Origin of the sequence: Oceanobacter sp. 5_MG-2023 (assembly GCF_030548165.1) — a bacterium.
Classification (GTDB): Bacteria; Pseudomonadota; Gammaproteobacteria; order Pseudomonadales; family Oceanobacteraceae; genus Oceanobacter.
Genome location: NZ_JAUORS010000025.1, coordinates 28,884 through 48,772, shown reverse-complemented (window position 1 = coordinate 48,772; position 19,889 = coordinate 28,884). Strand labels below are relative to the sequence as shown.

Sequence of the window (19,889 nt, the reverse complement as noted above, 5' to 3'; positions counted from 1 at the left end):
CGTCATTTCGCTGCATTCGTCGCCTTGCTCTGAACAACGGCAACACTCGCGCAGAGCCGTGCAGGATTAAATAGATGCCCCCAATAGTTATTCCGCTACGCCATTCTGCAACATCAGGGCATAAAAAAACGGGGCCGCAGCCCCGTCTGTGTGACCAGGATGCCGTCAGAGTGAATCCAGTCCTCGGGCCAGATCCTTGCGAATGTCGTTCACATTCTCCAGACCAACCGCAACACGAATCAAGCCTTGGGTAATACCAGCCGCCAGCCGCTCTTCTTCTGCCAAACGCCCATGGGTCGTTGTACCCGGATGCGTAATGGTGGTTTTGGCGTCGCCCAGGTTGGCGGTGATGGAGATCATGCGAGTGGCATCAATCACTTGCCAGGCTTCTTCCCGTCCACCATCCACTTCAAACGACAATACGCCACCCGGCAGACTTTGCTGCTGCTGGATCAGGTCATACTGCGGATGGGATGCCAGGCCACAATAGTTGACCTGTTTCACCTTCGGATGCTGTTGCAACCAGTTGGCCAGGATAGTGGCGTTTTCACTGTGGGCTTTCATGCGCAGGCTGAGTGTTTCCAGCCCCTTGGTAAAGACCCAGGCATTAAACGGGCTCATGGTTGGACCCGCGGAACGCAAAACACCAATCACGGGTTCAATCAGTTCGTGGCTGCCCAGTACGGCACCACCCATGCAACGGCCCTGGCCATCGATGTATTTGGTGGCGGAATGCACCACCAAATCGGCCCCCAACGCCAGCGGTTGCTGGATCACCGGGGTACAAAAGCAGTTGTCCACCACCAGCAGGGCATTGGCGTCACGGGCCACCTGCGACAGTGCAGCGATATCTGCGACTTCAACCAGTGGGTTGGAGGGAGACTCCAGGAAAAACAACCGGGTTTCCGGCTTGCAATGTGCTGCCCAATCGTTGACATCAACCGGATTCACATAATCGATAGCAACGTTGAATTTACGCAGGAATTTTTCAAACAGAACGATGGTGCTGCCAAACACACTGCGAGAGCACAGAACATGATCCCCCGCTTTCAAATGGGCCAGCGCCGCCGCATAAATAGCTGCCATACCGGAAGCCGTTGCAGCACAGGCCTCTGCCCCTTCCATCGCCGCCAGGCGGTCTTCGAAGGTGCGTACCGTCGGGTTGGTATAACGGGAATAGACGTTACCCGGGTTGTCTCCGGCAAAACGTGCCGCGGCTTCTGCGGCCGAGCTGAACACATAGCTGCTACTCGGGAAGATCGCTTCGGAGTGTTCGTTTTCCTGGGTCCGGTACTGGCCCGCACGAACCGCCAGGGTTTCCATTTCACAATCGGTCAGATCCGATTGATAAGGGGCCAACAAGTCGTGAATATCATTCATCAGGTTTCTGCCTTTTCTATGGCTTAAAAACATGGCCTAAAAACGCAACAGGGCAGCGGAGGCTGCCCTGTTATACAGATTCGGTTCAGGTGTCAGGCACCTGTAATACCGAAATAATCAGGATTCTGCCTCGTTGTGCAGGTCAATCGCTACGTTGTTGGCACTGGCGGCCTTGCGGCCTCCCTTGGAGGAATCGCTGCGCAAGTCGGACAGGCGCTGGAAATAATTGTCATCAATATCGCCGGTGACGTATTCACCGTTGAATACCGAACAATCAAATGCTTTCGCAGCCGTTTTGCTGCCTTCCAGACATGCACTGATCAGGTCATCCAGTTCCTGGTAAATCAGCCAGTCAGCACCAATGGCCGTTGCAATTTCATCGGTGGTACGGCCGTGCGCAATAAACTCTTCCTTGGCCGGCATATCAATCCCATAAACATTGGGATAGCGTACCGCAGGGGCGGCCGATGCAAAATACACATTGAGAGCACCGGCATCCCGAGCCATCTCAATAATCTGCTCGCACGTGGTGCCCCGGACAATGGAGTCATCGACCAGCAGGACATTCTTGCCGCGAAATTCCAGCTCCAGTGCGTTGAGCTTCTGACGCACGGATTTCTTGCGCTGCTGCTGCCCTGGCATAATGAAGGTACGGCCGATATAGCGGTTCTTCATAAAGCCTTCGCGGTACTTGACGCCGAGCCGATTGGCCAGTTCCTGCGCCGATGAACGGCTGGTATCCGGAATCGGTATCACAACATCGATATTGTGATCCGGCTGCTCCCGCATGATTTTTTCCGCCAGTTTTTCCCCCATCCGCAGGCGCGCCTTATACACCGCGATGCCATCCATAATGGAGTCCGGGCGGGCAAAGTATACCTGCTCAAACAGACACGGCGTCAGACAGGCGTTGTCAGCGCATTGCTGGGTGAAAATCTCACCGGCTTCGGTCATGACAACACATTCACCGGGTTCAACATCTCGCTCAAGCTGAAATCCCAGGGCATCCAGCGCGACGGATTCCGATGCCACCATGTACTCAGGGCCGGTATCGGTATCACGACGGCCATAAACAGCCGGACGGATACCATTCGGATCACGAAAGGCCACCACGCCATAACCACAGATCATGGCGACCACTGCGTAACCACCACGAACACGCTCATGCACACGACGCACCGCCCGGAAGATCATTTCCGGAGTGGGCACCAGCTGCTTTTGTTCTTGCAGTTCGTGAGCAAAGATATTCAACAGGACTTCAGAGTCTGATGTGGTATTGATATGCCGCAGATCTTCACGATAGAGGTCTTGGGCCAGATCGGTGGTGTTGGTCAGATTGCCGTTATGTGCCAGTACGATGCCGTAGGGCGAGTTCACATAGAATGGCTGAGCTTCCGCCGAGCTGGAACTGCCTGCCGTCGGATAACGTACGTGACCAATGCCCATACGACCAATCAGTCGCTGCATATGGCGGGTACGAAATACATCTCGTACCAGGCCATTATCTTTCCTTAGATAAAACTTTCCCTGATCACTGGTGACAATGCCTGCCGCATCCTGGCCGCGGTGCTGTAGCACCGTCAACGCATCATAAATAGACTGGTTGACATGGGTCTTGGCGACGATACCCACAATTCCGCACATTCGCGTATTACCTCAGAAATCAGACGGGATAGAGGACATCACCCGGTTCGCTGCGCCTGGCAACGTATTACGCGCCCAGTCTGCCAGCACTTCCAGGTGAGGAATAAACATTGATTGCTGCCACCAGGGGTCTTTCGGCACCATGGTAAGCTGCAACCCATAAACAATCGCGACCAGAACAACCAGTCCACGGATACAGCCAAAGACCATACCGAGGATACGATCAGTGCCACTCAATCCGGTCAGACGCACCACCTCGACAATCAGGTGGTTGACCATGGCACCAATAGCCAGTGTGCCCAGAAAGAGCACGACAAATGCGGCGATCCAGCGTAATGAATTGGTTTCAATATAATCAGTCAGGAGCGTGGCCAGATTACCACTGAACATGCGGGCAACCACAAACGCCCCAATCCACACAGCCAGCGACAAGGCTTCCCGGACGAAACCGCGTTTAAGGCTGATCAGGCTGGAGATTCCCAGCACCGCCAATATTACCCAATCAACGACGGCCATCTTGCTCTCGTAGCAGACTCAAAGAAGCGCGCAGTATAGGGTTTAGCATGGATTTCGACAACTGGAGAGACCGGCTTGTGGGCATTTTGCGCCAGCGAAAGCAGAAAAATTCTATCTCCCGTAGCAATCAAGCCGCATGAATCGCTCTTGAGACAATCATTCATGGGCCAGCCTGGCGTTAGCGCGCCATAAAACGTTTGATGCGAAGGTCCGAGCGCTGCAGCTTTTTTTCCAGCTGACTACGCAGTGTTTCAGCCTGCTGTTGTTGTAGCTCCGGGCCAGCAAACACACGGGTCAGACCATCATCATCGGTACGGGCAAAGGCCTTGAAACCCTGCTGACGTATCGTATCCCGGAAGCCCATGGCATTGTCAGCGCTAGAAAAAGCGCCCAACTGTACTACCCAGGCATAGGGCAAGCCACTGTCGTCGAGATGGCCTCGATCCGGCTGCTTCCTGACCGCCGCAGGGATCATGTCATCCAGCCCGGCCAGGACATCGCTATCGGCTTGCCCGGTTTCCGCTGCAACGGGCTTGGCCGTTTGGGCAGGCGTAACAGCCGGCGTGGCCGTGGATGCGGCTACGGTATTGGCACCCGTCACCGGCTCACCATGACCTGCTGCGGTTCCTTGTTGCGCCGTTGCTGCCGCTGTTTTTGCTGTTTGTTCTGTACTTGCTGTTGCCGTACCCGTTGGTTCCGTCGCCGCGGTACCGGGTTGTGGCGTCAGCAACTGGGCCGCCGCCTCACCACTGGCCAGCTGTTCCAGATCAATACGAATACGCTGCTGGTTCTGGACTTCCGTCCAGTCCGGCATATCAGGCATGGGCGGCATATCCTGATCAATCGTTAGCCGCTGGCTGGAACCATCGATCACAATCGGCACGGCGATACCCAGTGCCAGCACAGTGACAACGGCCCCGAGAATACGTTTGTTCAGATGCTTTTCCATACATACTCTCCGCTTTTTTGCTGGGCATGAATGTATGTCAATGCCTGCTCAACGGTATAGAAAGACCCAACGACCAGCCAATGCTCATCAGCAGTGGCCGTTTGTTGCCAGTGCTCCAGGGCATCACGAACCCTTGTACAGGCCGTCACCTCAGCGTCGCTGCCTTGCATCACCACGGTGTGGAAGCGCAGTGCCAGTCCGGCAACATCCAGTCCCCGCGGGCAATCAAGTCCGGCCAGCGTCCACTGCGTGGTATCGGGTAATGCCTGCACCACCGCTTCTACCGGCTTGTCGGCCAGCATGGCCAGCAGGATGCCATCCACCTCTTGCTCTCGGGTGGCCAGATACGCAGCGGCCTGTTCATTATGCGCAACATCCAGCGTCAGTCTGAGTTGTCGTCCATCCGGACACAGGCACTGCCAGCCCTGCAAACGGCCAGGAACCCGCAGGCGCTTGAGGGTTTTGACCACTTCCACTTCAGGCATCAAATGGCCAACCGCTGCCAGCGCCTGTACTGCAGTGGCGATATTGGCCGCCGGAATAAATCCGCGCGGCAATACCCACGACATCGAGGTATCCTCATCCGGACACGGCAGAAAGCGCAGATTCAGAACCGCCTCGCCCCCTTGCACACACTCAGTGATATCAAAGGCTTCGCCCCGCCCCAGCCATAAACCTTCAGCCGCCTCTACCGTCGTGCGAGCACGCTCAGGAGGCATGGGCTGACCACAGACCAGATAACGGTCTGGCCGGACAATGGAGCATTTTTCATAGGCGATAACATCGAGGTCGTTACCCAGCCAGGCTTCGTGATCCAACCCGATACTGGTGACGACCGACAAGTCGGCGTCCACTACATTGACGGCATCCAGACGCCCGCCCAGGCCAATCTCCAAGACACAGGCATCGAGATTCTGTTGTTTGAACCAGGCCAGTGCAGCCAGGGTGCCAAATTCAAAATAGGTCAACGCGATACCTTGACGCGCCTGTTCAACCAGTGCAAATGACTGGCACAGATCCGCATCCGATATATCGTTGCCGTTTACCGACACACGCTCGTTGTAGCGCAGAATATGCGGCGAATTATAACAACCGACCGAAAATCCCTGGCGTGACAACAAGGCACTCATCAATGCTGAGGTTGTGCCTTTGCCATTGGTGCCTGCGACCAGTATCACCAGCCCGGCCGGGTGCAAGCAGCCCAACCGTTCTGCGACCGTACGGACGCGGTCGAGGCCCATATCAATTTCAGCAGGATGCACCGACTCCAGGTGCTCGAGCCAACGCTTGACGTTCCAACTGCTGAAGTCAGCCATCCTGAATATCCTTCTTGGTTACGACCGGGTTATTACTGATCCATCGCGCTGCGCATTTCCTGCATCAGCGCGGCGACCAGACGTTGAGCTTCGGCGGGGTTGGTGGCATTGTCGGCGATACGGTTAACGATCGCACTCCCCACAATCACGCCGTCGCACACGGCCGATACGGCCGCGGCTGTTGTGCCATTCTGAATACCAAAGCCCACCCCTACCGGGATAGACACGTGTTGGCGAATCCGTTGCAAGTTACGTTCAACATCGTCGACATCCAGGGCTTTCGAGCCAGTCACGCCTTTTAGCGAGACATAATACACATAACCACTGCCAGCCTGGCCAATGGCTTCGATACGCTCATCGGTCGTGGTCGGTGCGATCAGGTACACCATATCCAGACCCGCACTTTTGAAGATGGCGTCAACATCAACGGCTTCTTCCGGTGGCAAGTCGACCAGCAGCACACCATCAACACCGGCAGTCACCGCTGCTGTTACAAAGGTGTCATAACCCATGGCTTCGACCGGATTCAGATACCCCATCAGCACCACCGGGGTCGTGCTGTCAGTAGTGCGGAATTCCGCCACCATCGCCAGTACATCACGTAACGAGGTGTTATGTTCCAGCGCCCGCTCACAGGCCAATTGAATGGTCGGGCCATCCGCCATCGGATCGGAAAACGGCACCCCCAGCTCAATCAGGTCACAACCGGCGTCCACCAGTGTGTGCATCATGGGAACGGTGGCGTCCTTTTGTGGATCACCGGCAGTGATATAGGGAATCAAGGCTTTTTTGCCCGTGGTTTTCAAGGCAGCAAACAAACTAGCTATACGAGACATATCGAATTCCGTCCTTATGCAGTCACGCCATCAAGAGTGGCAATGGTATGAATGTCCTTGTCACCACGACCGGACAGGTTGACCACAATCACCTTGTCGGAAGGCATGGTGGCTGCCAACTTCATCGCAAAAGCGACGGCATGGGATGACTCCAGTGCCGGCATAATGCCTTCCAGCTGTGTCAGCTTGTGGAATGCCTCAATGGCTTCGCTGTCTGTAGCGGCGACATACTGGGCACGGCCAACATCTTTCAACCAGGAGTGCTCAGGGCCAACTCCGGGGTAATCCAGACCGGCAGAGATCGAGTGTGTCCCCATGATCTGGCCGTTGTCGTCTTCCATCAAATAGGTGCGATTGCCATGCAAAACGCCAGGACGCCCTTTACTCAAAGGTGCGGCATGGTCATCTCCTTCCAGCCCCAGTCCACCCGCTTCAACGCCATACATGGCTACTTCCGGATGCTTGATATAAGGGTAAAACATGCCGATGGCATTGGAACCACCACCCACACAGGCCACGACTGCATCTGGCTGACGGCCAATCTGTTCCTGGCTTTGCGTTTGGGTTTCACGGCCGATAACAGACTGAAAATCCCGCACCAGCATTGGGTAAGGATGCGGCCCAGCCGCAGTACCGATAATATAGAAGGTGTCGTCCACGTTGGTCACCCAATGACGCATCGCTTCGTTCATCGCGTCTTTCAGGGTTTTGGTACCGGATGTGACCGATTCCACCTCAGCGCCCAGCAGCTTCATGCGATAGACATTCAGCTTTTGACGCTCAACATCCGTCGAGCCCATAAAGACTTTGCATTCCAAGCCGAAACGGGCAGCGACGGTGGCCGAGGCCACACCGTGCTGGCCAGCACCGGTTTCAGCAATAATCTTCTTTTTGCCCATAAACTTGGCCAGTAATGCCTGACCAATGGTGTTGTTGATTTTATGGGCACCGGTGTGGTTCAGATCTTCCCGCTTGAGGAAAATACGCGCCCCGCCACAGTGGTCGCTCAATCGCTCGGCGTAATACAACGGCGACGGGCGGCCAACATAGTGCGCCAGGTCGTGATCAAACGCTTTCTGGAAATCTTCATCATCACGCAGTTTCAGATACGTTGCTTGCAACTCATCCAACGCCGCGGTCAGGGTTTCAGAGACAAAACGGCCGCCGTAAATACCAAAGTGGCCGCGCTCATCGGGCAGATTAGCGTCTAATACCGCAGCATGTGCGTTTTGTTCAGGAGTTGTGTTGTTCGTAGTTGACACGATACACCTCATTCATAAATGCCTGAATCTTGCTGGCATCCTTGATGCCTTTGTTTCCGGGACCATTGGCCTCAACGCCACCGCTGACATCCACCGCAAAAGGATGTACATCGCGAATAGCGGTTGCCACGTTATCAGGAGACAGGCCACCAGCAAGAATAATGGGTTTGTTTAAATCGTCTGGCACCAGCGACCAATCAAAGGTTTCGCCAGTACCACCCGGAACACCGGGTTTGTAGCTGTCTAGCAGCAGAGACAAGGCACCTGGGAAGCGCACGCACGCCTCCACCATATCCGACGCTTGCCGAACACGGACTGCCTTGATATAGGGGCGGTTGAATTGTTGGCAAAAGCCATCGTCTTCGTCACCGTGGAATTGAATAAGGTCGATTCTAACGACATCCAAAACGCTTTGCACTTGTTCAGAAGTCGGATTCACAAAAAGAGCAGTTACCGTAACAAACGCCGGAACCATAGCCACAATAGCAGCCGCTTGCGTAATATCAACCGCTCTCGGGCTGGGTGGGTAAAACACCAGGCCAATGGCATCGGCCCCGGCATTCACAACCGCCAGAGCATCTGCTGCACGGGTAATACCACAAATCTTGGCACGCGTACGGGTCATGGGTAAGGTCGGCATCAGCAAGCTCCTGCATAAATCCGGCGATGGTAGCAGAAAACAAGCCTGCAAAGGTCTGGTTCAGCCGTCAGTCAACGCCAGTACAGGCTCTAACAGTAACGGACCAAAGGGCTGGCTGGGAATATCAAATTGCTCCGGGTAACGTACCCCAACAAAATGCAAACCATCCCCTGGGGCTGTCACCCCGGCGGCCAGGCGGGATTTGGCTTCAAGCACCTCGGTCATCCATTCGACCGGCTGATGGCCCTCGCCAATAGGAATCAGGCAGCCAACGATATTACGCACCATATGGTATAGAAAGGCGCTTGACTCCAGCTCCAGCATAATCAGATTACCCCATTGCCGTACTTCGATACGGTGCATGGTTTTGACTGGGGTTTTGGCCTGGCAATCCTTGGCCCGGAAAGAAGAAAAGTCGTGTTCACCCAACAACAACTGGGCAGCCTGATGCATACGGTCGGCATCCAACGGATAACGCCACCAGGTTAACTGCTCATATTGCAGTGCCTGACGGTATTGGCTGTTGTTGATCAGGTAACGATAACAACGGGCCTGGGCTTTGAAACGGGCGTGAAAATCCGTATCGACCTGGCCAATCCACTGCAACGAGATCTGGGCTGGCGTATTGGTGTTAATCCCCATTAGCCAACCATAATCACTGCGTTTGGAAGTGGTATCGAAGTGGATAACCTGACGGGTTGCATGCACACCGGCGTCGGTACGCCCTGCACAGGCAATCTCAACCGGGTGATTGGCGACCTTGGAGATAGCCGCCTCAAGTGCGGCCTGAACCGTGGGTTCATTGTGGTGTTTCTGCTTCTGCCAACCGTGGAAACAAGCGCCGTTGTATTCCACGATGGCAGCATAACGATAGGTATCAGACATGGATCAGGTCAGCGAATCCAGCAAGTTCTGGGCTTCCTGCTTCTGATGGTCGCTACCTTCCTGAACAATTTCGCCCAGCAGTTCCTTGGCACTGTCGGACTCACCCATATCAACGTAGGCTCGTGCCAAATCCAGCTTGGTGTCGTTGGCATCAGTACCGGACAAGTAGGCAAATTCATCTTCTGTTTCTGCCAGTTCATCCAGGTTGATCGAGTCTGCGGTGAATGATGGAATATCCATCTCGTCAAGACTTTCACCGGCTGGCTCTTCTGGTGCTTCTTCCAGGTCGGCCAGTTCCGGCAGCGCTTCAGGTTCCAGATCAAACGTTAATTCTTCGAGATCATCCAGAGGTGGCAATTCATCCTCTGCGGCGTCCTCTTCCACGGCGGCTACTGGCAGTTCTGTTTCCGTAACGGCTTCCAGTTCCGGTATATCGTCAAGGTCGCCCAACTCTGGCAAGTCTTCCAGTGTTTCTGGAGCACTGTCAGCGCTGGCCTCGTCTTCCAGCTCGGCCAGGTCAAAATCATCGAGCTCCATATCCAGCTCAGACAACTCATCCACGGCTTCTTCTGCCGCATCGTCAGACCCAGCGGCTTCAGCCTCTGCGAATTCTTCCAGCTCGTCCAGTTCCGGCAACGCCAGTTCATCATCACTGTCGTCGCTGTTGACCAGCATTCTGGCACCAGACAGGTCTTCTTCGCTCAACTTGGGCAGGTCTGTCATCGCATCCAGCGAATCCAGTTCCGCTTCCAGGCTGTCGAGGTCAAATTCCATCAGGTTATCGTCTGTCAACTCTTCAGCACTATCGCTGGCACTGGTGGCTTCTGTCGCCGATGCCAGCATTTCCAGGTCATTATCCAGACCTTCCAGATCGAATTCAGTGCCATCCAGTTCATCATCAGCAACCGCGTCGTCGTCGGCTTCCACAACTGGCAGGTCAAAACCGCTGCTTTCTTCATCGTCAGCCGTTGAGCTGTTATCTTCCTCTACTTCCAGCTCTGGGATATCCAGCTCAGGAACGTCGAACTCCAGTACGTTGTCATCGCTGCCGTGATCAGTATCCGCCAGGCTTTCTTCTTCAACCTCGCCCAGTTCTGGAACATCCAAGCCATCCAGATCAAATTCCATCACGTTATCATCCGACAGCCCGGCAGATGCGTCGCTTTCCAGAGGCTCTTCTGACAGCTCGGCCAGCAGGTCGTCTGACACATCAAAATCCATCAGATTGTCGTGTTCTGGCTCACTGACTTCTGTTTCCGGCTCGGCGGCCAGTTCTTCACTACTGTCTTCAAAGGCAGAGAGATCAAATTCCACACCCTGGTCGTCGGCAGAAATCGTGATCTCGTCGGTATGGTGCTCGTCGCTATCCGCCAGGCTATCCAGTGAAAAGTCCATGCCGTTGTCATCTGCGGCCGGAAGGTCGGCTTCGATATCGTCGCCCTGATCCAGCGCGGTTTCGAAATCCATCGCATCGTCACCCAGCACAGGCATGATATCGATGCTTTCTTCCATATCCGTGACGGGAGTCTCTGCCTCTGCTGTCGTCGCAGTGTTGTCCAGTTCACTTTGAAATTCCATGTCCAGATCATCAAGCGATATACCAGACAGAGCATGGGTAGACGGTGCAATCGGATTACTCAGGCGGGAGCGGAACTGCTCTGCAAGCGTAATATCGTCATCTGAGCCGAAGCCCAACAAACGTGCTTCTTCATCGGCAAAGGCGCTGTCATCGTTGAGTTCAGCCAACACTTCCAGCAGTTTAAGGCTGAGATCCGTGCGCCCGGGTTGGGATTCTACGGCTGGAGTCAGTTTGCTCCGTGCTTCATCAAAACGGCCATAGGCAATATCGGCATCCACAGCGGTCAGTAATTCATCCGGCGCATCCAGGCTGTCGGTTGAAATATCCAGCGCATCATCATCAAACAGGTGGTCACCCAATTGCACACCGCTGTCGCTGTCACCACTGCTGCTGCCCTGATCGAAGTTGAAGTGGTCAAAATCCTCGCTTGGTGAAGCGGCGGCGGCCACTTCCTCACTGGCTTCCTGTAACAATGCGGCTTCCGCATCGTCATCGGCTGCTTTTTTAGCAGCCTTGCCTGCCAGGAGTTTTTTCATCAGCGAATAAATCAGAGCGATCAGCAACAACAGAACGGCCAATACGCCACCCAACATGATCGGATCCTGCAGAATGCGATCGATCATGCTTGGCGCTGGCGGTGGCGGAATCACCCGAGGTTTAGGGCGCTGCTCTGCCATTTCCGGCTTGGGTTGTTTGGGTTCAACGGCGGCAGCGGCAGTGTCCGGCTTGGGCTCTGTATCAGCACCTTCAGCACTATCGGCGACGCTCTCACTGCGCTCAATCGCGCCAGCAGCCGGAGTGGTGCCTGCTTCGCTGGCCGGTGTTGCCAGGGCACTGGTTTCATTGTCCTGGCCGGCGTTTACTTGCAGGTTGGCCAGCTGGTCGTCTTTCAGGCTGACCAGACGTTGCAGAGCTGCGATCTGTTCTTCCAGAGAGGCAAGCCGGTCTACCAGTTCGTTGTTTTCACGACGGCTTTTATCCAGGGTTTCCAGTGCGATTGCCAGATCATTTTCCAGTGCTTCGCGGCGGCCATCACCACGACCGACAATCTCACCACTGGCACCGGCAGAACCGGATTGTTCTCCGCGGTCTGATACCAGGCGTACTTCACCACCGGTTGATGTTGCACGGGCAGATGGCGTGGTTGCTGCTCGCCCGGTTGCATCCAGTTGCGCGGCACCGGCAATTTCCTGATTCTGACGTGCCACTTCGGAAACGGCATCATCAAAACTGATGGTACGAATTTGCTCAGAGTCTGGAATACGCAGTACCTGGTGGGTTTTCAGGCGGTTGATGTTGCCACCGATAAAGGCATCCGGATTCTGCTGCTGGATGGCAACCATCATTTGTTGCGGTGTAATGCGGGGATCGGGCCGGGTAGCCAGAGCAATGGCCCACAGGGTGTCATTCGGCTGTACCCGGTAAGTACCCGGTGCGCCAGAGTCACTTTGCCATTGTTCCGCATTATTATGATTTGACGGCGCAGGTCGATTGGTTGGGGCCGCTGGACGGCTGGCGGCCGCTGGCGCGCTGGCTGCACCGCCAGTAGCGGTAGCCGTACTGGTTGGTGTGGATACCAGCGGTTGATAACTTTCTTCCGCAAAAGTAGGCGGGTCGAGCAATACGGTAAACTCTCGTACGACACGGCCGGATGGCCAGTTCAACTCAACCAGAAAATTCAGAAAAGGCTCGGTAACCGAATCCCGGGTCGTCAGGACAACCTTGTCGCCCACTACCTGAAATTTTATTTTGGTAAGAAAATAGGAACGTTCGACGTTGGAGCGTTCAAAGGCTTCGGCACTGGCAAGTACCGGTTTGATTTCCCATTCAGAGAGACCTTCTGAATCGACCAGAACTATTTCGGCAGCCAGAGGCTGATTCAGCGCCGACTTGAGCGTCAACTCTCCCAGTCCCAAGGCCAGTAACTGAGTTGACACGGTCAAGCTTCCGACCAGCAGCAAGGCATTCGCAAATAGGCGCTTCATTGATGCATCCTTGGTTGTCACTTTACGGCTTTATAGCCCTGATTAATCAAAAATTTACGGATATCAAATCCGTCAGCAAGCACTAATACTGGCGGAGGATAATCAAATCCAAGTATCAAGGATAACCGGTTCTGGCGCAATCGTTGCGGCCGATATGCGTCAACAAAACTGATATGTATGAAAGGTTTATGACGTACTCGAGATGTTGCGTATGAAAAAGCGGACACTCGTCCGCTTTTATTTATCAATTTCTATGAACGGTTTAACAAAATCCGCAACATTCTGCGTAAAGGTTCTGCCGCCCCCCAGAGTAATTGATCACCAACGGTAAACGCAGAAATATATTCTGGCCCCATATTCAACTTGCGAATGCGGCCTACCGGTATATTCAGCGTGCCGGTAACAGCTGCCGGAGTTAATGCCGTCATACTGACATCACGGTCATTGGCAATGACACTCACCCACTCATTATGAGACGCCAGAATGGCTTCAATTTCGGCCACAGGAATATCACGGGTCAGCTTCATGGTCATTGCCTGACTGTGGCAGCGCATGGCACCAACACGTACACAAAGGCCATCAATAGGCACTGGATTATGCCCACTCCCCATAATCTTGTTGGCTTCTACCTGGGCTTTCCATTCTTCACGACTCTGACCGGAATCCAGTTGTGAATCGATATAAGGAATCAAACTACCAGCCAGCGGTACACCAAAATGATTTTTGGGATATTCATCACTATTGATAAATTCGGATACCTGACGATCGATATCCAGAATAGCAGTAGCGGGATTGTCGAGTTTATCGCTGACATTGGAATGAATGGCGCCCATTTGCGCAATTAATTCGCGCATATGCTGGGCACCGGAACCGGAAGCTGCCTGGTAGGTCATGGGGGCAACCCACTCCACCAGCCCTTGCTCAAACAGACCACCCAGTGCCAATAACATCAGACTGACGGTACAGTTGCCGCCGACATAGGTTTTGATGCCGTCTTCGAGGCCCTGGTCAATCACACTGGCATTGACCGGGTCGAGTACAATAATGGCGTCGTCTGCCATACGCAAAGAGGAGGCGGCATCGATCCAGTAGCCTTGCCAGCCGGTCTCACGCAAAGCGGCATACACTTTGGAGGTGTAATCCCCCCCCTGACAGCTGATAATGACATCCTGCGCTGCCAAGGCGGAGAGGTCGTAGGCATCTGCCAGTACGCCGTTATCCTTGCCACCCAGAGTCGGTGCTGTTTTGCCTGCCTGGGAGGTGGTAAAAAATTGCGGGGTAATCAGGGCGAAATCACCCTCTTCTTCCATCCGCTGCATCAGTACGGATCCCACCATACCGCGCCAACCAACCAATCCTGTTTTTAACATGTGTTTTTACCTTGTTCTTGATACAGCAAAACCGCGACAGGCGCGGTTTGCATTCCAAACGGGTATCCGGGTTATCTGACCAGTCACAGTATACCCGGACATTACCCCCCGGGTATGCCGCCAGATTACAGGGCTGCCAATACGGCTTCACCCATTTCACTGGTGCTGACACGGGTCATGCCTTCCGAGAAGATATCCCCGGTACGCAGTCCCTGATCCAGCACCTTGCTGACAGCCGCTTCAATCGCATCTGCAGCGACACCTTGATCGAGGCTATACCGTAGCATCATGGCCACCGAGAGGATAGTTGCCAACGGGTTAGCAAGGCCCTGACCGGCAATGTCCGGCGCGGAACCATGACACGGCTCGTACATACCCTTGTTGTTTTTATCCAGCGAGGCAGAAGGCAGCATGCCGATAGAGCCGGTCAACATGGCGGCGGCATCGGACAGGATATCGCCAAACATATTGCCGGTAACCAGTACATCGAACTGTTTTGGAGCACGTACCAGCTGCATGGCGGCATTGTCGACATACATATGCGACAGCTCGACTTCCGGATAGTTTTTTGACATTTCTTCCATGATTTCGCGCCACAGCACGGTCACTTCCAGTACGTTGGCCTTGTCAACCGAGCAGAGCTTTTTGTTGCGCTTCATGGCTGATTCAAACGCCACTCGACCGATACGACGGATCTCGGATTCGTTATAGACGTAGGTGTTGTAGCCTTCACGCTCGCCATTTTCCAGTGTCCGTACACCCCGTGGCTGACCAAAATAAATGCCGCCTGTCAGTTCACGTACAATCAGGATATCCAGCCCGGAGACCACTTCCGGTTTCAGGGTTGAAGCATCCGCCAGCTGCGGGTACAGGATGGCCGGACGCAGGTTGCCAAACAGGCCGAGATTTTTGCGGATATCCAGCAGCCCTTGCTCCGGGCGCTTGGAGCGGTCTTCCAGCTTGTCCCATTTGGGGCCACCCACAGCCCCCAGCAGGATGGCATCTGCGGCCAGCGCCTTGTTCAGGCTGTCTTCAGGCAGCGGGAAACCGGTAGCGTCGTATGCCGAACCACCAACGAGACCATGATCAATCACCAGCCCCATGTTAAAACGACGATCGACGGCTTCCAGCACCTTGACGGCTTCCGCGACAATTTCAGGGCCAATACCATCACCTGGCAACACCAGAATTTTCTTGCTCATTATTATGTCCTGTTACTGACGGTGGCACCGGCTACCCGCCGCCACCGTAAAATTCACAACCAGCCCAGTTCGACGATCGATCCGGACCCTTGACCTGTATTAACCCGCGTTAAATAACCAGGGGGATGATTCACGGCGAGCCGCTTCGTACTGGCGAATATCGTCCGCATCCTGCAAGGTCAGCCCGATATCATCAAAACCATTCAGCAAGCAGTATTTACGGAAAGCATCCACCTCAAATGGAATATCCTGGTCATCAGGAGTCAGAATCAACTGTTTTTCCAGATCGATGGTCAGCGCATAGCCTTCGCTGCCGGATACCGCCTTGAACAGGCCATCCACAACCGCTTCTGATAATACAATCGGCAGCAAACCATTTTTAAAACAATTGTTGTAAAAGATATCAGCGTAACTAGGGGCAATCACCACACGGAAACCAAAATCTTCCAGTGCCCAGGGCGCATGCTCACGACTGGAGCCACAACCGAAGTTTTCCCGTGCAATCAACACGGAAGCCCCCGCGTAACGCGGCTGGTTCAAAACAAAATCGGGGTTTAATGGCCGACCGCTGTTATCTGCATCCGGCTGGCCTTCGTCCAGGTAACGCAATTCGTCAAACAGGTTAGGGCCAAAGCCACTGCGTTTGATCGATTTCAGAAACTGCTTCGGTATGATCATGTCGGTATCGACATTGGCCCGGTCCATTGGCGCTACGATGCCGGTGTGTACAGTAAATGCTTTCATGCTATTTCTCCGGATCAGAATTCGCGAACGTCAACAAAATGGCCTGCAACAGCAGCGGCAGCGGCCATTGCCGGGCTGACCAGATGCGTCCGGCCGCCATACCCCTGACGACCTTCAAAGTTGCGGTTAGAGGTGGAAGCACAATGCTCACCGTTACCGAGCTTGTCAGCGTTCATTGCCAGACACATGGAACACCCTGGCTCACGCCATTCAAAACCGGCCTCGATAAAAATCTTGTCGAGCCCTTCCTGCTCAGCCTGGGCTTTCACCAGACCAGAACCCGGAACGACCAGCGCTTGCATCACGCTGCTGGCTACCTGGCGGCCTTTGGCAATGTCAGCGGCCTGACGCAGATCTTCAATACGGCTATTGGTACAAGAACCAATAAAGACCCGATCCAACTTGATGTCGGTAATTTTCTGACCAGCTTCCAGCCCCATATAGGCATAAGCCCGTTCAAAACCGGCACGTTGAGCACTGTCGCGCGCGTCGTCCAGAGTCGGGACGGTTGCATCAATGGTGGTGACCATTTCTGGCGAGGTTCCCCAGGTCACTTGTGGTTTGATGTCTTCCGCACGAATCTCAACGACCTTGTCAAACACGGCATCGTCGTCAGACACCAGGTCTTTCCAGGCCGCCATGGCCATATCCCATTGCGCGGCTGTCGGCGCGTAAGGGCGACCCTTGACGTACTCCGCCGTAATTTCATCAAAGGCCACCATGCCCACACGGGCACCTGCCTCAATGGCCATGTTGCACATGGTCATGCGGCCTTCCATGCTCATTGAGCGAATGGCAGAGCCACCAAATTCCATCGCACAGCCATTACCGCCAGCCGTACCGATAATACCGATGACGTGCAATACCACGTCTTTACCCGTAATGCCTTTGCCTAACTCGCCGTCTACCTTGATCAGCAGATTTTTCATCTTGCGCTGGATCAGGCACTGGGTCGCCAGTACGTGCTCAACTTCCGAGGTGCCAATACCATGTGCCAAAGCCGCAAAAGCGCCGTGGGTCGCAGTATGTGAGTCACCACATACAACGGTCATGCCCGGCAAGGTAGCTCCCTGCTCCGGCCCCACAACGTGCACGATGCCCTGACGCTGGTCTTTCATCTTGAATTCGGTAATTCCGAATTCATCACAGTTGCTGTCCAGTGTGACGACCTGGATCTTGGAAACAGGATCAACAATACCGTCCACTCCGGATTCACGCTCGACGGCGGTGGTGGGTACATTGTGATCCGGTGTCGCCAGGTTGGCATCCAGCCGCCATGGTTTACGCCCGGCAATACGCAGGCCTTCAAACGCTTGGGGTGAGGTTACTTCGTGTAATAACTGACGATCGATATAGATCAGAGCGGTGCCATCGTCACGCTCTTTGACGACATGCTGCTGCCAGAGTTTGTCATACAATGTTTTACCGGCCATGGTGGCTCCTTATTGGAATTCTCTGTCGACTGGTGTGCTTTCACGGTCCCCGCCCTTTGTATGCGGACGATTGCGTTATGGTACTCACTCTGATAAACAACACAAATTCATTCTTTTTCTATATTGAATTCCTAACAGGAATACTTTGCCAGCCATCAAGCCGGAGGCACCATCGGAGGCATTATGGACAGCCAACAACTGAAAGCTTTTTTGGCCGTTGCCCATCACCGGTCCTTTTCACTGGCCGCGGAACAGTTGTTCCTGACACAGCCCGCAGTCTCCAAACGTATCCATCAACTTGAACAGCAGCTGAACAGCCCACTGTTTGATCGTCATAACCGTTCTATCAGTCTGACGGAGTCCGGTCAGCGGCTATTGCCAAAAGCCCGAGATATTCTCGAATTAATGAATGATACCCAGGTACAGATCAGCAACCTGACCCATTCGGTTGAAGGCACATTAAGCATGGCCACCAGTCACCATATTGGCCTGCACAGAATCCCGCCTTTTTTGAAATCCTTTGTACGACAATATCCAGCGGCCCAGCTGGATATCCGCTTTCTCGGTTCAGAAGATGCCTATCAGGCGGTAGAGCAACGTCAGGTAGAATTGGCTCTGACAACATTGGATAAACGTCAGCCGGATAAAATAACCGCCATCCCGCTGTGGCAGGATGATATGGTCTGCGTCTGTGCCCCCGGCCACCCGCTCGCACAGCAACAGGTCACTCTGGCCAGCCTGGCGGAGAATGCCGTTATTTTGCCAGAGCCAGATACCATTACCTACCGGGTGGTAGACGCAGCCTTCCGGGAAGCGGGGCTGACTCTGGAAACCCGGATGCCGACCAATTACCTGGAAACCATCAAAATGATGGTGGGCGTTGGGCTTGGCTGGTCAGTGCTTCCGTCCAGCATGGTCGACGAACAACTGTCGGTTCTGCCCTGGCCCGGTGTACCGATGACCCGCTCTCTCGGCGTGATCCACCTGACCAATCGTACTCTGTCGAATGCCGCCAGCGCCCTGATTAGCCTGCTCAGTAACAACAATCCTGACGCATGACATCATGACACAAGGCACCAGGGCGTAAGCTGAAAACATAAACGATCAATACCAACAAGAAGCTTGGCTTCTGCCCTGGCGGTCTGTCACGGTATGATCGCTGCTTGCACATCAATCACACGGGAGACGCCGTTATGCTGAACATCAATCATTTGCTGGTCGTACTGGACTCTGACCACCCAGAACAAACGGCACTGAACAAGGCACTCTGGTTAGCCGAAGTACTGAAGGCTGATGTGTGTTTACTGGCCTCTGTCTACGAACCTTATTGCGGTGAAAGTCCTTATCTGGAAGAAGAAACCAAACAACAGATCCGGCGGGCACGCATAGAAGCGACCAACCGCTGGATTGAAAGTTTTGTACCAGAAGTGGAAGAACGTGGTCTCAAGGTTCGTACGGAAGTACATTGGAACAAGCATCTGCACGAAGCCGTCATCGAATCTGTCCGTACAACCGACTACGACCTGGTTATCAAGGGAACCCAGCCCCATAATCTGATCGACCGTTTGTTTACCAATACCGACTGGAATCTGATGCGCCATTGTCCGGCGCCGGTCTTACTGGTCAAGTCCCCGGCATCATGGAAACAAAACCGCATTCTGGCAGCGATTGATGCGACCTCAACGGATGAAGGCCATCAGCGCATCAACGACAATATCCTCGCCTATGCAGAACATCTGGCCGACCATTTTGAAACCGACCTGCATATGGTCAACGCTTTCCCTCAAGTGGATCTTGCCTTCGCCATGGTGCCCGAAGTCACTGCCCCGGATGATATTCAGGCCTATATCACCGAGCAGCACAAAGATGCCTGCGAACAGTTGGCGAAAAAATACAATATCAACACCGATCATGTGCATATTGTGGAAGGAGAAACCGACATCGTTGTTGCCGAGACCGCAGCAACCATCGCCGCGGATGTATTGGTCGTCGGGTCCATCGGACGCAGTGGTATTTCTGGTGTATTTATTGGTAACACGGCTGAGCAGCTGGTCGACAAGATTGCCTGTGATGTTCTTATCATCAAGCCACAAGATGGCGTACTGCCGGACGCTGAATAACCTGGCGAGCCGGGAATTGCGGGCATAA

The 19,889-nt window shown here is 54.1% G+C and carries 16 protein-coding genes; 2 read left to right on the top strand and 14 right to left on the bottom strand.

The genetic code is table 11. The features are described 5' to 3' along the window. Positions 1-165: 165 nt before the first annotated feature. From Q4551_RS14335 to leuC, 14 genes are all read right to left on the bottom strand, one after another. Complete coding sequence (locus Q4551_RS14335; protein WP_303434554.1) at positions 166-1,380, bottom strand: O-succinylhomoserine sulfhydrylase; 1,215 nt, start codon at positions 1,378-1,380, stop codon at positions 166-168. Positions 1,381-1,497: 117 nt separating this feature from the next. Further along, positions 1,498-3,024: an amidophosphoribosyltransferase gene (gene purF / locus Q4551_RS14330; RefSeq protein ID WP_303434553.1), complete on the bottom strand. Its 1,527-nt coding sequence runs from the start codon at positions 3,022-3,024 to the stop codon at positions 1,498-1,500. A 12-nt stretch (positions 3,025-3,036) separates the two neighbouring features. Beyond that, a complete protein-coding gene (locus tag Q4551_RS14325; protein ID WP_303434552.1) occupies positions 3,037-3,540 on the bottom strand; it encodes a CvpA family protein in 504 nt (167 codons plus the stop codon). A 178-nt stretch (positions 3,541-3,718) separates the two neighbouring features. Further along, positions 3,719-4,489, bottom strand: a complete 771-nt coding sequence (locus Q4551_RS14320; protein WP_303434551.1) for an SPOR domain-containing protein — start codon at positions 4,487-4,489, stop codon at positions 3,719-3,721. Then, positions 4,474-5,805, bottom strand: coding sequence for a folylpolyglutamate synthase/dihydrofolate synthase family protein (locus tag Q4551_RS14315; RefSeq protein ID WP_303434550.1), 1,332 nt, complete (start codon positions 5,803-5,805; stop codon positions 4,474-4,476). Before Q4551_RS14315 ends, Q4551_RS14320 begins: the two co-directional genes overlap by 16 nt. Positions 5,806-5,837: 32 nt before the next feature. After that, positions 5,838-6,641, bottom strand: coding sequence for a tryptophan synthase subunit alpha (gene trpA / locus Q4551_RS14310; protein WP_303434549.1), 804 nt, complete (start codon positions 6,639-6,641; stop codon positions 5,838-5,840). 14 nt (positions 6,642-6,655) lie between these two features. Then, positions 6,656-7,840, bottom strand: coding sequence for a tryptophan synthase subunit beta (trpB, locus tag Q4551_RS14305; protein WP_303434556.1), 1,185 nt, complete (start codon positions 7,838-7,840; stop codon positions 6,656-6,658). 34 nt (positions 7,841-7,874) lie between these two features. After that, on the bottom strand, positions 7,875-8,528 hold the full coding sequence (locus Q4551_RS14300; protein ID WP_303434555.1) for a phosphoribosylanthranilate isomerase: 654 nt from the start codon (positions 8,526-8,528) through the stop codon (positions 7,875-7,877). 75 nt (positions 8,529-8,603) lie between these two features. Further along, positions 8,604-9,428: a tRNA pseudouridine(38-40) synthase TruA gene (gene truA / locus Q4551_RS14295; RefSeq protein WP_303434548.1), complete on the bottom strand. Its 825-nt coding sequence runs from the start codon at positions 9,426-9,428 to the stop codon at positions 8,604-8,606. A 3-nt stretch (positions 9,429-9,431) separates the two neighbouring features. Beyond that, complete coding sequence (locus tag Q4551_RS14290; protein ID WP_303434547.1) at positions 9,432-12,992, bottom strand: FimV/HubP family polar landmark protein; 3,561 nt, start codon at positions 12,990-12,992, stop codon at positions 9,432-9,434. 251 nt (positions 12,993-13,243) lie between these two features. After that, a complete protein-coding gene (asd, locus tag Q4551_RS14285; protein WP_303434546.1) occupies positions 13,244-14,362 on the bottom strand; it encodes an aspartate-semialdehyde dehydrogenase in 1,119 nt (372 codons plus the stop codon). A 125-nt stretch (positions 14,363-14,487) separates the two neighbouring features. Further along, the gene (leuB, locus tag Q4551_RS14280) at positions 14,488-15,564 is read right to left on the bottom strand and encodes a 3-isopropylmalate dehydrogenase (RefSeq protein ID WP_303434545.1); all 1,077 of its coding nucleotides are present in this window, start codon (positions 15,562-15,564) and stop codon (positions 14,488-14,490) included. A gap of 99 nt (positions 15,565-15,663) precedes the next feature. Next, positions 15,664-16,308: a 3-isopropylmalate dehydratase small subunit gene (leuD, locus tag Q4551_RS14275; protein WP_303434544.1), complete on the bottom strand. Its 645-nt coding sequence runs from the start codon at positions 16,306-16,308 to the stop codon at positions 15,664-15,666. Positions 16,309-16,322: 14 nt separating this feature from the next. Further along, entirely contained in the window at positions 16,323-17,741 is a 1,419-nt protein-coding gene (gene leuC, locus Q4551_RS14270) for a 3-isopropylmalate dehydratase large subunit (RefSeq protein WP_303434543.1), read from the bottom strand. Between the two features lie 183 nt (positions 17,742-17,924). Here leuC and Q4551_RS14265 point away from each other — a divergent pair, with 183 nt between their 5' ends. Together Q4551_RS14265 and uspE are read left to right on the top strand one after the other, a co-directional pair. Continuing rightward, a complete protein-coding gene (locus Q4551_RS14265) occupies positions 17,925-18,800 on the top strand; it encodes a LysR family transcriptional regulator (protein ID WP_303434542.1) in 876 nt (291 codons plus the stop codon). 134 nt (positions 18,801-18,934) lie between these two features. Then, positions 18,935-19,861: a universal stress protein UspE gene (uspE, locus tag Q4551_RS14260; protein WP_303434541.1), complete on the top strand. Its 927-nt coding sequence runs from the start codon at positions 18,935-18,937 to the stop codon at positions 19,859-19,861. The last annotated feature ends 28 nt before the right edge of the window (positions 19,862-19,889 follow it).